Origin of the sequence: Aureispira sp. CCB-QB1 (assembly GCF_000724545.1) — a bacterium.
In the GTDB taxonomy this organism is placed as follows: Bacteria; Bacteroidota; Bacteroidia; order Chitinophagales; family Saprospiraceae; genus Aureispira.
Map to the genome: position 1 here is coordinate 100,298 of NZ_JHBV01000049.1, position 14,470 is coordinate 114,767.

Annotated in this window: 12 protein-coding genes; 5 read left to right on the top strand and 7 right to left on the bottom strand. The window is 35.1% G+C overall.

Translation table 11 applies throughout. The features are described 5' to 3' along the window. Positions 1 to 265: 265 nt before the first annotated feature. Positions 266 to 3,112, top strand: coding sequence for a CHAT domain-containing protein (locus CG11_RS25660; RefSeq protein WP_052599824.1), 2,847 nt, complete (start codon positions 266 to 268; stop codon positions 3,110 to 3,112). Between the two features lie 44 nt (positions 3,113 to 3,156). After that, complete coding sequence (locus CG11_RS25665) at positions 3,157 to 3,735, top strand: Crp/Fnr family transcriptional regulator (RefSeq protein ID WP_052599825.1); 579 nt, start codon at positions 3,157 to 3,159, stop codon at positions 3,733 to 3,735. A gap of 5 nt (positions 3,736 to 3,740) precedes the next feature. Here CG11_RS25665 and CG11_RS25670 read toward each other — a convergent pair whose 3' ends face one another. From CG11_RS25670 to CG11_RS25685, 4 genes are all read right to left on the bottom strand, one after another. Then, on the bottom strand, positions 3,741 to 4,430 hold the full coding sequence (locus CG11_RS25670) for a DUF4386 domain-containing protein (protein ID WP_081909656.1): 690 nt from the start codon (positions 4,428 to 4,430) through the stop codon (positions 3,741 to 3,743). A 139-nt stretch (positions 4,431 to 4,569) separates the two neighbouring features. Then, positions 4,570 to 4,863 carry a hypothetical protein gene (locus CG11_RS25675; RefSeq protein ID WP_052599826.1) on the bottom strand — a complete coding sequence of 98 codons (294 nt, stop codon included), beginning with the start codon at positions 4,861 to 4,863 and terminating at the stop codon, positions 4,570 to 4,572. Positions 4,864 to 4,920: 57 nt separating this feature from the next. Next, positions 4,921 to 5,790, bottom strand: a complete 870-nt coding sequence (locus CG11_RS25680; protein ID WP_052599827.1) for an Rpn family recombination-promoting nuclease/putative transposase — start codon at positions 5,788 to 5,790, stop codon at positions 4,921 to 4,923. A 168-nt stretch (positions 5,791 to 5,958) separates the two neighbouring features. Then, a complete protein-coding gene (locus CG11_RS25685; protein WP_052599828.1) occupies positions 5,959 to 7,551 on the bottom strand; it encodes an NAD(P)/FAD-dependent oxidoreductase in 1,593 nt (530 codons plus the stop codon). A 294-nt stretch (positions 7,552 to 7,845) separates the two neighbouring features. On the opposite strand from CG11_RS25685, the gene CG11_RS25690 reads away from it, so the two are divergent. Together CG11_RS25690 and CG11_RS25695 are read left to right on the top strand one after the other, a co-directional pair. Beyond that, positions 7,846 to 8,478 carry a nitroreductase family protein gene (locus CG11_RS25690; protein WP_052599829.1) on the top strand — a complete coding sequence of 211 codons (633 nt, stop codon included), beginning with the start codon at positions 7,846 to 7,848 and terminating at the stop codon, positions 8,476 to 8,478. A 246-nt stretch (positions 8,479 to 8,724) separates the two neighbouring features. After that, positions 8,725 to 9,660, top strand: a complete 936-nt coding sequence (locus CG11_RS25695; protein WP_052599830.1) for a tetratricopeptide repeat protein — start codon at positions 8,725 to 8,727, stop codon at positions 9,658 to 9,660. A 103-nt stretch (positions 9,661 to 9,763) separates the two neighbouring features. On the opposite strand, the gene CG11_RS25700 is transcribed toward CG11_RS25695, so the two are convergent. Together CG11_RS25700 and CG11_RS25705 are read right to left on the bottom strand one after the other, a co-directional pair. Further along, positions 9,764 to 10,645: an aspartyl protease family protein gene (locus CG11_RS25700; RefSeq protein ID WP_052599831.1), complete on the bottom strand. Its 882-nt coding sequence runs from the start codon at positions 10,643 to 10,645 to the stop codon at positions 9,764 to 9,766. 84 nt (positions 10,646 to 10,729) lie between these two features. Further along, positions 10,730 to 11,359: an FISUMP domain-containing protein gene (locus CG11_RS25705; protein ID WP_052599832.1), complete on the bottom strand. Its 630-nt coding sequence runs from the start codon at positions 11,357 to 11,359 to the stop codon at positions 10,730 to 10,732. A 315-nt stretch (positions 11,360 to 11,674) separates the two neighbouring features. Here CG11_RS25705 and CG11_RS25710 point away from each other — a divergent pair, with 315 nt between their 5' ends. Further along, on the top strand, positions 11,675 to 12,511 hold the full coding sequence (locus CG11_RS25710; protein WP_156039903.1) for a hypothetical protein: 837 nt from the start codon (positions 11,675 to 11,677) through the stop codon (positions 12,509 to 12,511). A gap of 68 nt (positions 12,512 to 12,579) precedes the next feature. Here the strand turns inward: CG11_RS25710 and CG11_RS25715 are convergent, their stop codons facing one another. Further along, positions 12,580 to 14,154 (bottom strand): hypothetical protein, encoded by a 1,575-nt coding sequence (locus CG11_RS25715; protein ID WP_156039904.1) that lies wholly within the window; start codon positions 14,152 to 14,154, stop codon positions 12,580 to 12,582. Between the last annotated feature and the right edge of the window lie 316 nt (positions 14,155 to 14,470).

Consider the following 14,470-nt stretch of genomic DNA (forward strand, 5'->3'; position numbering starts at 1 on the left):
TCAATAATGTTATAACAAGTTCCTAATTAAAATTGATTACTTTATGGTACTTTTAGGAATAAAGTAATATGCTTTATGATATGTTATAACACTGCACTCACGCGCATTTTATTGGGTAGAATGAACTGCTGTTAGAGTCAGTTGAACGAACTATTGTGACAAGCATAAACAGTAGAATGAAAATTAATTAAAAATTAATCGGTCATCTCATAATAGAGTATATTTTGTTCTACTGTATCTCAATGATAAACTCAGGAACATTCATATGCCATATTTACTCTACATAATTTTATTTTGGGGATACTCAACGCTTACCTTTGGACAAAAAGATTGTGACAAAAGCATCTATCAGGTAGCTGAATCGGGTTGGATTAGCTGCTCGGTAACCTTAGACGCTAAAACCAATCAAGACTATTCAATTCGCTTTGTAAGTTCGATCAAAGGCTTAACAGCAACAATTACTAGTACATATTCTGGAGCAATCTTATCAAAAGGCGATTATTGGATTTTTATTACTAATAATGGACTTAAACGAGCTTTTTTGTGTCAAGATAAAACACGTGTTGTTTCTTTAGAAGGTAAGCAACAGTATGTGACAACGATTGTTGTCAACTGGAAAGGGTTAGAGTGGCTTGCTCAGCATAAAATTCATAGTTTTGGGGCAATGAATCAAGCTATGAAAAGTAGTCGATTATCAGAGGTGAAGTTATCTAGCCTTGCGGCACGAACATTTTGGAATCTCTCAAAATGTTTTTATTACTCTGTTGATCAGCAAATGACAACTCTTATAGAAGAACCAATTGTTGATAACAAAAAATTAGAACAAGTAGAATTATCTGCAACTAGCACGAATTCGGTGGAGTTTAGCAATATAGATATCAATGCGAATAAAAACCCTATTCGATATAGTGGCGTTGATCAACCCAATTATGCGAAAGGGTTGAGTCAAATGGCAGAATTATATCAAGCCGCAAACGATCCTGTTAAAGCAGAGCAGTATTATCTAGAAGCACAACAGAGTATTGTTCAGTTTTCGGGAATAGACTATGCGGATTATCCAGATTTATTAAATGATTTGGGCGCTTTTTATCAACAGGTAGGAGATGTGCAGAAAGCAAAACAGCATTATTTAGATGCTAAGGATTTGATTGAAAAAATATTTGGCAATCACCATCCCCAATATCCAATCACATTGAACAGTTTAGGAGCACTACATCTGTCGGTTGATGAATTGGAGAACTCTGAAGAGTACCATCAACAAGCTAAGGCATTATTGGAAGATGAATTTAGTGTCAGCCATCCAGAGTATACAACTACATTAGGCCACTTATCTAATTTTTATTTGGTTAAAAGAGATTATAAAAAAGCACTGGAAGTATTAATGGATTTGGCAAAGAATTTAATCCATCAATTATACAGTTATTATCCTAGTTTGAATGAAGCGGAGCGGTTGAAATTTTTAAAGAATTTAAATCAAACAGTTCATCAATTTTACTCCTCAGCAATACAACTATTGCCCAATATGCCTGAATTGAGTAATGAAATTGCGAACATCAATTTAGCAATAAAAGGTTTGGCTTTGGAGGGCAGTATTGCGACAAGGGCTAGCTTGTTAACGGCAGGGGATAGTTTATTGAGAAACCAATACTACAATTGGCTGGGAGTACGCCGCCAATTGGCACAAGCGGCGGTAATGCCCAAATTGGAGCGAGATATGTTGGGTATAAATTTGGAAGACTTGGATCAACGTGCCTTGGGGTTAGAGAAACAATTGAGTGCTGCTTCTGGAGCTTTATCCAATCAGTTTAAGTTACGTCGTCAACAGCTGACCGTAGATAGCATACGAGAACGTCTAAAGGCGGGAGAAGTAGCCATAGATTTTATTCATTTTAACTATCATAATGGCAAAGATTGGGAAGATTCCATTCTCTACTATGCGATGGTTATCCAAAAAGGAAAAAAGACGACTCAAATGATTTCGTTGAGCAATCATAAGGAGTTGCAGGCTATATTAAATATTAACATCACTAAAAATAGCCAAAGCTACATCAATAGTTCTTTAACCAATAAGGAACTTTATGAATTGATTTGGAAACCATTAGAACCGGAGTTGACCAGAGTTAAGCGAATTTATATATCTCCAACTGGATTGTTACATCAAATAGCATTTGCTGCGCTTCGAGACAAAAATGGAAAATTTCTTTTAGATTCTTATGAGGTGGTACAATATGGTTCTTTTAGAGACTTTGTATACCCTACCAATACCCAAAATATAAGGAAAGATATTGTCTTGGTTGGGGGGGCTAAATTTAGCGTAGATTCTGCTAAGTTGGTCAATTTGGTTAAAAAGATAAAAGATTCTACACAGGTTTTAACAACTTATGATTTATATGCTTATGCGAATACTGCGTTGCCGTTGAGTCGAGCATTGGCTAATAATTTTTCTAGAGGAAATCTATTTTTTAACTACTTGGTTGGAACGAAAGAAGAAGTAGAAACGATTGATGTGCTGTTTAATCAGAAGAATTGGCAGACGCATAAGTACGTAGGAGAGGAGGCTTTGGAAGATAAAGTAAAATTGCATTCTAGAAAAGCAGCACCTTATATTTTACACATCGCCACACATGGCTATTTTTTCAGACCTTTGACTCCAAGCCCTGTCGGTTCCAAGGAATTTTACAAACAAATCATTTATGCACAAAATCCTTTGATGCGCTCTGGTTTGATTTTGACAGGAGCCAACCGAGTGTGGCAAGGCAAACGCCCAATAGAAGGCTTAGATGATGGGGTTTTGACCGCCTATGAGATATCAAATTTGGACTTGTATAAAACAGACTTAGTAGTTTTATCTTCTTGTGAGACTGGACTGGGCGATGTATATGATAGCGAAGGTATTTTTGGCTTACAGAGAGCTTTAAAATCGGCAGGTGTACGCCAAATGTTGGTGACGTTATGGCGAATCCCCGACAAAGAAACAGCAGAATTGATGGGCGTTTTTTATGAGCATTATTTACAAACAGGCTCTGCTAAACAAGCGTTGAAATTGGCGCAAAAGGAAATGCAAGAAAAGTATAGCCCTTTTTACTGGGCAGGTTTTGTTTTGATTGAGTAACTTAGTAAACTGTATCTAGTTGTTTCAACAAAATTCTGGCAAAAATGAAGGAGAAAATTATAGAATACATGGCTCAATTTGAGTTTTTTACAACAACAGAAATGGAGGAAATCGCTGCACAACTTCATATAGAGGCTTTCCCTAAAGGCACATTGTTGTTAAAAGAGGGCGAAATTGCAGACAAATGTTTTTTTGTGTTAGAAGGCTGCATTCGCCAATATTACCTAGTAGATGGGGAAGAAAAGACGACTGCTTTTTATACAGAAAAACAAGCCGCCGTTTCTTTTACAAGTTACGCAGAACAAAGTCCTTCAACGCATTATTTAGTCTGTGTAGAAGATTGTATCTTACTAGTTGGTAATCCAACACAAGAACAGGCAATGTATCAGCAACATCCTAAATTAGAAGCATTTATTCGACTGTTGTTGGAGCAAGGATTTGGTAAAACTCAAGAACAATTTGCAAACTTTATAAGTTCCTCACCCGAAAAACGTTACTGCGATTTGTTAAAAAATCAACCAGACTTGTTGCATCGAGTCCCACAGCATCAAATTGCAAGTTATTTGGGGGTGACACCAGAGTCTTTGAGTCGAATTCGAAAAAGGGTTGCTTCTAAGAAATAGCGCATCTAGCTTTTTTTATTGTTTTGAACAATAAGCCAAATACCGAGCCCAAGCTCCCCAAAAATCATTGGTAAACTAAAAATCATTTCTACAATTGGCTTGTAGTGTAGATAATGGTCGCTACTCAAACTGGCAATATTATTAAATAGATAACCAACAGCAGCAATTAACAAAAGCCAACTGATTGTTTTGGGTACAGGAGTTTCTCGTAGAGCAATAAATCCCAAAAAAAGCAAATGAAGACCAAAGATGATTAACCCAAATGACCATATGGTATAGAAGTTCTGAATTTGATTCAAGACTTCAGAAGCCGATAAGGTTGAATTTGGGAGGTGGGGCAGGATTAAAACCAAAGTTGTAATGGCAATTCCTAGAATGATCGTATAAACCAATCTAAATCCAGCCATCCACTTGGACCTAGTTTCGTCGAATCGCTTAAAATATCCCCATAGCCCCCAAGAGGCAAGTAAATCGCAAATGAAGATAAGGATTAATCCTATTATCCCTAATACAAATAGGCTTATGTCTTGTTGAATGTTATTCATGGTCATAATCGCATCTTCCAAGATAATTAATTGACCAAAGGCATAACCAATAGAAAAAATAGCAAGGATTGCCATGGTTATAATGGAAAGACCAGCTGTTAAGGCAGCAGAACGTTGTTGGGGTAAAGGCATTTTTAGTGCAAGTGTCATAATAAGCTTTGTTTGTAGTTTTTGATTGTTTTAAGGTTTATACAACAAAGTTAAATGACAGGACGGTCTTATTCATTGACTAAAGATAAGAAATGCTTTCAAGCCTCTTAAAAATGGGTAAGAAATATTTATGACTGTATTATAGACTTTCTGAAGGACCGAACCAAGACCATAATTCCCCGTCTTCGCTGAAGGTAGCAGAACAGGTAAAACATTCAAATTTATAAGTAGTTTGCCCTGACCAAACTTTTTGGGAGCTGGGTTTTCCTAAAATTCGGAGGACATTTTCTTGTGACATTCCCTTTTCTAAACTTGCCCATTTTTCACTACGAGTCATCTTACTTAGTGCTTCATCACTAGGACCTTGTGGCGATAGATCGCAGCTATGAAGGAATAGGAACAATAGAAATATAAAATAGATGGGTTGTTTCATTTGGTATGAAGTTTAGTTAAAAATAATATTTGGGGATATAACACCACAAGGAGGCTTTTATAGTTTTTGGATTTCCTCAATTGAGAGACCTGTATATCGGGCTATTTTTTCTAAGGAAAAACCATCTGTTTTCATTTCTTTGGCTACCTCTATACTTTTTTTGACTTTACCTTCTTTAATACCCTTTTCTCTGCCCTCCTTAATTCCCTCTTCTTTAGAAGAATCAACAACATTTTTCAAATCGCGATAATATTTTAAACTTTCCTCGTATTGTTCTTTTTCTTTGGGAGTAAATTTAGCGATTTCAGCTGCTTCAAAGAGTTTTTTAAAAATTCTTTCTTGAAGCACAACAGGGCGGTTTTGCAGGTTGGCTAGATGTCTAAAAACATACAACCATTTATCAAACTTAGATTGCAACTCGTTATCGGACTTAGTGAATTTAGGAAGCTCAATATAGATGTAGGTTAGTTTATTATAAAATACATTGTCATTTTGATCTTTTAGTTTAACAGTATGTAATAACTCATTTTGAGTTTTGTGTTCATCAAAAATAAAGTCTAAGATACCAATTGTATAAACAGCTGCCAATTTAAAATTCCAATCCCCTTTTTTTGCTTGTTCCTGTATGGGGAAAGTAGAGTAATAGACCGATCTATCTTTAAAGAAATTTTGTTTAGCTTTTTGCACTTCTACAATAAATTTTTCGCCAGATTCACTCTCACAATACAAATCAAAGATGGCTTTTCTTTCATATTCACTGCTCCCTAAGTGCTCATTTTTAGTATAAGTAAGGTTTTTAATCTGATGGATAGAAGGGAGCAATTGATTGAGAAAATCAATTAAAAGCTCTTTATTAGGTTCAACTCCAAAAAGTTTTTTGAAACCAAAATCTGTAAGAGGGTTTATATATTTATCTTTTAAAGTCATTTTTAATATTTTAGGCAATAAAAGCGTATCTTTTTAATAATCAAAATGATGTGATTTGGTCATGCAGCAAAGTATAAATATAACTATTTTTTAGTTCGTATAGTTTCTGAAGTTTGCTTTTTTTGAATGAGTTGTATTGTTTGAAAAGAAAAATCCAGCCTTAATTTTTTAGTCTGAAGACATCAATTCTTTTGCAATATTATCACCAGTAATAGTAGAAGCAGTTAACAGACCAGCAAAGGCTGCTCCACCAATGCCCGCTGTAGTGATATCTTGCCCTGTCAAGTAAAAGTTTTTGATAGGCGTTCTTGGGCGTAGAAACTTTTGTTCAAATCGTTCTGGAGTATGTTCCAAACCATATAACTCACCTTTTTCATAATTGACAAAATGCTTTGTTGTTAATGGACTAGACAACTCATAGTAATCCACTTTTCCTTTTAGTTGAGGTTCTTTCTTGTATAGTATCTCTAAGAGGCGTTGTGCAATTTTTTCCTTGCGTGCTTCATAGTCTTCACCTCGTTTTTTCCATCGTTTTCCATCCCAATTTTCAAATGTTTCATAAGGAACGAGTGTGATAATATCAATTGTACTTTTACCAGGATAGCGATTGTTCCAATCAGGATCTTTTGCGGCAGGAAAAGAAATATAAACAACAGGAAAAGGCTCGTTATGATCCTTTAAATAATTCTCAACACATTCATCATGACTCAGTTTGTCAGGGTAGAGCCAGTAGTTGGCTTTGGGCAACTGCAATTCTTCAGGGCTTCCATCTAAACCAATATAGAGACAAGCATGAGCTACAGAATGTTGTACTTTGTTAAGTTGTTGTTGCAAACGATGTTTTTGCACGATAGGAGCAGGAAGCAAAGTTTTGTAAGTAGTGTATAGCCCCGCATTGCTGATAATGTGTTTTGCTTTGAATACTTTTCCATCTTTCATTCGAACACCAACAGCCGTATTCTTTTCTATAACTACTTGGTCAACTTCAGCACTAATAAGAATAGTAGATCCCAAACGTTCTAATACGGGAGCAATCGTTTCTACAATTTGAGAAGATCCACCAATAGGAAAAAAGCCCCCTGAAAAATAGTGTCTGACCAAAGAGGCATGCATGGCAAAACTACTTTGTTTGGGCGGTAGACCATAGTCTCCATATTGACCTGCCAATACTTTGATTAATTCTTGATTTTGGGTTAGAGAACCGAGTACGTCATGGGTGCTTTTTCTAGCATATTCGAGATAGGGCTTTCGCAAGAACCATCCCAATAATTTGCTCCAAATTGGAGACATTGTTTTTTCAACAAAAAAATTGCGACTGGTAGCACTAACCTTAAAAATTAAATCTACGTATGCTCGAATTGCTTTTTCTTCGTCAGGGAAATAGCCAATCATTTTTTCTGTCCAGTTACCAACACCTTTGACGTAATCATAAGTTTTATCCCCAATGACAATGCGATCGTATACCGCTCCCATATCTGCCCATTTTAGTTGTTGGTCAGTGATAGAGTCAAATATTTTTTTGAGAATGCTAGATTCTTTTTCCATACTACCCACATAATGAATTCCAACATCCCATTCATAACCTTTGCGCTTGAAAATATGGGTAAAACCACCTGCTGTATAGTGACGCTCCAACACCAAGACCTTTTGACCTTTCTGAGCTAATAAAACAGCAGTAGTTAAACCACCTATCCCCGAACCTATAATGATAGTATCGTACGATGCAGCAAGTTTGTGTTTCTTTTTGTAAGATTGAACCATAGTAGCGTAGTATTTGAAATAGATTGAATAGTTGTTCTACAATATACAATTTTAATATAAAAAAATGGCTAAGATTTAACAAAGTTCTATTTGTTGTAAGATCTTTCATGGTTTAGCCTCTTATCTAAGAATGGAAAAATTAGATAGATAATGGAGGTGTTATGGGGAATGGCAACAGGAAATATGAGTTAATAAAATGTTAAGTCTTTGTACAAAATAATTTTTCTAGAACCAATTTAAGTTTTGCTTGTTTCGGAGTATTATAATTTAATCATTAAAGAACAAACAATAAAAATGGAATTATTAGACAAGTTAAATTGGCGTTATGCTACCAAAGCAATGAATGGTAAAAAGGTACCTCAAGAGAAAATTGATACCATTATAGAGGCTGCCAATTTGGCTCCAACTTCTAGTGGATTACAACCTTTCGAAATTATTGTAGTTACCAACCAAGAGGTAAAAGAAAAAATCAAGGCAATTGCTTGGAATCAATCTGTTGTATCGGATTGTTCTCACTTATTGGTTTTTGCTGCTTGGGATACGTATACAGAAGATCGAATTAATAAAATGTTTGACTTGGTCAATGAAGTACGTGGATTTAAGAACGAAGGATGGGAGAATTATCGCCAGCAATTATTAAATATTTATCCTCAGAGAGATGCTGAAGAAAACTTTAATCATGCTGCAAGACAAGCCTATATTGCATTGATGGCAGCATTGACGGCAGCAGCTTTTGAAGAAGTAGATAGTACTCCTATGGAGGGATTTGATCCTGCTAAACTGGATGAAATCTTAGATTTGAGATCCAAAGGGCTTAGAAGCTGTGTGATGATGACAGTTGGATATAGAGATACTGAGAAAGACTGGTTGGTAAACCTAGAAAAAGTGCGCAAGAGCAAAGATGACTTGGTTACGATTGTAGACTAATAAAGACTACAAGTAGGATAACATTACTCCGTTGAAAAATCGTATTAGTTTGATTATCAGCAAGATGTATTTTTATTAACCTTTGCACTAAAAGACTGGTAATCAAACTAATACAAGATGCTTTTTTACGTTTTTCGTAGAAAAAATAAAAAATCAACGGAGTATTAGGATAAAAAATCCAAAAACTATTCTGAGTTTTTGGATTTTTGTCTTATTATAAGGAATTATCAAACTAAAACTAAAACAATGAAAACATTACTTTGTCTTTTTTACGTATTGCTTGCCAATATTGCTTTTTCTCAGACGGCAGCCGATTATTTTGAAAAAGCATTAGAACTTTATGATAAAGAGAACTACAAAGCTGCGTTAACTGAAATTGAACAAGCTCTTAAATTAGATCCTAATCAAGCCGATTATTATGCGGTTTGGGCAGAGTTAAAAACTCAGTTAAAAGCCTATCAAGAGGCTTATGCAATTTATGGTGTGGCATTAGAAAAATTTCCAGAAGAAGCACTGTTATACAACGACCGAGCTAATTTGTTGTTGCATTTGAGAGGCTTTGAAGATGCGATTAAAGATTATACAGAAGCCATTCGACTGGCAAAAACAGAAGAAATGCGAGTTAGTTATTTGTCGAACCGAGCAGGGGCAAAAACTAGAATTATGAACTATGAAGGGGCTTACCAAGATTTAATGGAAGCTTACGCACTAGATTCTACTAACTTAGCCGTTTTGACCAATTTGGGAATGGTAGCTGATGAAGTTGGGAAAGGGGAGGAAACCTTAAGGTATCTAATTAAGGTAGTTGAAATTGATAGCTTGTATTTTCCTGCATACATTAATATTGGCTTTAAATACCAAGGATTGAACAGACACAAAGAGGCTGTAGAGTACTTTGATCAAGCTCTCAAAATTTCACCCAATGAGCCTTTAGGGTATAGCAATCGGAGTTTTAGTAAATTAAAATTAGGGCAACTAAATGCAGCTATGAAAGATATTGATAAATCAATTAAACTCTTTCCTGGCAATCCTTATGCATATAAAATTAGAGCATTGATTTGGATTGAGAAGAAAAAGATCGCTAAGGCTTGTGAGGATTTAGACAATGCGCTCAAACAGGGATATACTGATATGTATGGTGATGAAGTTTTGCAACTGCAAGTAAAACATTGCCAAAAATAAAAATCAATTGATTACTGGGCAAACAACTTTTGTGAAACGAACATTAGATAGAATCTTCTTAAAGACTCTATCTAATGTATAGGCATATAAGGCTTAAGAAGGTCTATTGTTCAAATAGATGATTAGGTTTTAAATACACCAAGCTGTTTTCTATATCTAAGATCATATTATAGTGTTTCAATAACCCATTGCCAAGAACGCTTATTTTTTGCCGTCCAATGGAACCTTCAAAAAAGCTAATTGGGAGTGCTTTAAACTTAGTACGCCCAATCTTGAATGAGGGTAAGACGGCTTTTTTAGTTGTTAAGGTATTGCCATAAGCATCTTTTAGCGTACTTTCATTGGTAATCTTTAAGAGACGCCCTAATTGATGTTTTTGAGCAAAGGCATCGTCCAGTAAAATTGTTCCTCCATAGCCTGTGTGAATCATAAATTTTTGTTGCAACCTTTGTCGCCCAATGTTTAATTTTCCTTCAATAAATAACAAGTCTTTTTCTTGTGTTAATCGAAACTTTTGAAACTGTTTTAAATGTTGTTTTGACGGGGCACTTTCATAGATAACAAAATTTTTATCATGGTAGTTAATTTCAATCATTTTTCCCTTAAAAAGAAGTGGTCCAAACTTACCATCGGTTAGTTGTCCTGAATGTTTGTCCACCCATACGACTAGACTATCGAAACGATGATTCCCAATAGAGAATGTGTTGTTTTTAAAAAATTTAGCAGTCCCTTTTCCGCCCCAACTATTGGCTTCTGTACTGGTAGCGTTTTTTTTAGTAGCGATCTTGTTAAATACTTCTTCAATGATGGAGACACCACTCTCTCCTGTGTGAAACATCATTTTTAGACTATCTTTTTGATTTAAAAGAGCAGGAATATAAATATTGTTAAAAGAGGTCAATACAAATGAGATAGTATCTATTTGTTGCGCTTTTAGATGTAAGCAAGTAGATAGAATAAAACAGGTCAGTGTGAATCGAAACATGTGTGTTGATATTGTTAGGTTACTTCGTGAGCGCTTTGCTTTTAGTTAGTTACGCTGTTATTCCGAAGTAATGATAAAAGTAGTTTAATTTTTTAAACAGCGACACGAATAGGCGAAATTCACATTATCTCTATAACGTGCAATTTGCTGTGTGTTATGAAAGAAAACTCTAGAGTAAGCAGTATTGGCGCCAGAACCTGTGTGGGACCAAAAACGGGCATTGTCCCCTAAGTTTTGAAAATTACCATTGTTATTAGAACCTGCTGGAAAAGCATTAAAACCAAAGTCATTCGTGCCATTCAAATCAGACCATCCAGAAGTAGATTTTAATAAGGCAGCTTCGTTATTGCCTCTATTAGAACCAACAAAATCAGCTTCTGTCTTAGACATTCCTAAAAAGCGTTCTAAGGCAATCCACTCTTCATCTGAAGGCAAGTGCCAACCATCAGGACAAACATTTAAGGCTTGATTGTACGTATACAATCTGCCATATTGGTTTGTCGGATTCATAGGGTTGATTAAGTCGCCCGTCATTTCAAAACGCATATTTTCTGTCATCCAACATTGTAGACCGATTATAGCTGTAGTATAAACTTTGCCATCTCTGGGGTCTGTAAAAGAACCAATGCAATCAGGATTGGTACTATTGTCTTTATTGCACGCCCAGCCCAAGCAACTAAGGAAGAGTAATCCTAAAATTTTAAATTGTTTCATGCTTTTCATTCTTTTTTGATTGTTGATAATGATATGCTTAGGTTCAAGCACAAGTTTATTAGACTTTTAAAATAGCAACTTTTTTCATTTAGTAAAAGTAAAAACTTAAGTTGTTGAAAATTCGAGAAATTATGAGTTCAAATTTAAGAAAGTGAAGAGGCGGCAAAACAATAAAATCCAAAATTTATGATGAGTATTACTTGTAAAGGGGGACTACTTTTATTTTTATCAATCTTTATTTTTTCATGCAATCAGAATTCGGAAAAAAGTACGGAACAAGAGTCCAATTATTCGATAAAAGTAACTCCAAAAGAGGTGATTAAAGAGGAGCGTATTGAAGAAGTTATGGGGAAAGCTATTTGGGGATATCGTTTTAAAATTAGTGGTGATTTTGATGGAGATGGTAAGATAGATACTCTGACAGAAAAATTCGTCAGTCTTAAAACAAGAAAAGAAACCAATAAATTTTACGAAAATATCCCTGTTGGTAGCTATGCTTATTTTAGACATGAAATTGGCGAAAACTATTCATTTTTAGTAGATAACGCTTCTTTAGTTGATACCTTAAAAAATATTGGCGATTTTGGTCTTGCTTGGCTAGAAAAAATTGGAGATATAGATGGCAATGGAACTGATGAAATTGGTTTTGTTTGTTACCATGATGATAATTCTAGTATAAATACTTTTCAAATTTATACTTTCAATAAAAAATGGGAGAAAATGTATTCTTTTGAGGTCAGAGACTGGGCTTTGCCTAAACTGCCTCAAGTCAATATCAAAAATAATCTACAAGGAGTCGATGAGGGAGTACCTTTAGATATTATAACGATTGAAAAGCTTGAAAAAGAAATTGAAAAAACAAGCTTAGTGAAATTACTTCGACAAAAAACTATATCTTATAAGGGAATATACAATGCCCCTTGTAGCGAAAAATATATTGGTCTGAAAGATCGAAGTGAAAAACAAGAATTTATTTGGGTAAAAAGTATAGGAGGAGGGGAGTCCCCAAAAGTAAGAGATAAGTGGTTAAAAGTTGAATTAAGTCGTTATCATAAAGAGAAAGCACAACAAGTAATTTCTGATGCCCTAAAAGGAACTCTTGAAATATGTGATCCAGGAATGACCTATGATTATCAGGTAGTTTTTAAGTAATGCATACTTTGATTTTGTTAAACAAGAAAGCCATCCAAGTAAATAATTCCTAGAATGGCTCTTTGTTTTTAATGTACTAAAAGAAGTTCGTCCCCTGTTAGCTTAAATTTTTGATCTCCGATTTTTATAGTGTTGCCTCCTTCTAGTTCGGATAAGGCTTCGAAATCATCGTTCATCGTATAAATGGCACCTTTGGTTTTTATGGCAATTTTTAGATAATCCGCATGAATTCGACCTCCAGAGCGTTCCACACCACAAAGAATAATTTGGATAGGAATATCAATTTTGGATAATAATTTAATATCTTTTACAGGCGCAAAATTGTCTGCAATCATAACAATGCCTTCATTGTCAGGGTATTTTTTTAAAGCCTTAATCACAGCTTCTAAATTGTTTTCTGGCGCATCTCGACCAGAACCTTTGCGCATGGTACTATAACAAACTTCTTCAACAACTTCGATACTATCGTCTTGAATATCGTAAATGCCTTTAATATTACCAATGTGTTCATAACCATTAGGACCAGTGTCCCCATCGTTAAAAAAGACAAATGGGGGAGCGTTTAAACGCTCAAAGTTGTTGCGTCTCCAAATAAAAGTTTGTGCAATATAAGGATACATACTCCCTGTAACATCTTCCACAATAATATGATTTTCCCAACGAGTTTTTCGCTTTTCTAAAACCCTTAGTACAACAGTATCTTGCAAATGTTGGCGATAACTACTTCTGCCGGGGGACCAGCCACCAGAATATCCGCTTTTAGAAAGAGTACTAATTATAGACCGTGTTGTAGAGCCTTCTTCATAAATCTCTGATTCTGTAAAGGTAGTATCATAAACAGTTTTATCCAAAGCAGGATCTGGATCTAAAGACTCTTTTTTTCGAAGCTTGAATAGACCAGGTCTTTTAAATCGTTTGCCTTTTTCTAGCAAACGTTTATTTCTAGGGAGATAAAGCCCTGTGAAACGTCGAGTTGTATTTTTAATAACACGTTTACTAATAAGGGTATCTATTTTGATAATGGTTTTGGGAGCTTCATATGTTCCCCCTCCACCAGATAGCGGCGACTCACTTGCAAAAGTACCACTAGAGGAGCCAAAAGCTTCTTCGAGTATCTTCTTAATAATGACAATTTCTTCTTCTGTAGAAAGTTTCGAGCGACCATTGCTAGATTCAGAGATGGTTGATGAATTGGGTGCTGAAACTTCAGCAGGTTCAGTAGTATACACCATAAATCCATGAAATAAATCTTCTGCCATTTGATAATCGGTCGTTTGTTGTTCGATAAAATTCCACTGAATTAGGTTGTTATCAAATACAATAGGAAAGTGGCGCTTTAAGGTTTGAATTCTTTGCCGATTAAGGGAGTGTTGTTCAAACTTATTGGAACGTTTGTAGGCAGTGTAAATTAAATCAATTCTTGTAATGGTTTTTCGCTTAAGTTTTGTGATGATGTCAAGATTTTTAATCTGAGCACTTCCATAATGCATCGAAATGGGATACTGGTTTTGGGCTAGTGGAGTATTGGAAATAGGAGCAACCAGTTGGGGGACTGTCTCCATAAGGTAGTCTATACGTACTATTTGAGCATGGGGTTTTTCTAAAAATAGAAAGAAAATCAGGAGGCATAGGATGTATTTCATAAATTAAAGTGGGTTAATTTGTTCATCACTCCGTTGAAACTACGAAGTAGCACCGTAGGTAGTCAACGGAATATTATTTGTTATAGAAATTTAATTATTCTTCCTGTTAATGCCTTAGGAGTAAAAAAGTAACCTTTTAATATTTGAAGAAATGATTAGAATGGGGATTGGCTTTTGAAAAATCATCAATTGGATTTAAAGGTTTTTTACAAACAATAAATAATCGTTTATAAAAATTTATAGGCAAAATAGAATCCTTTTTGCACTGTTCTTCATCAAAAAATCTCGTTTTAGCCCGCTACCACGAAGTAGCACC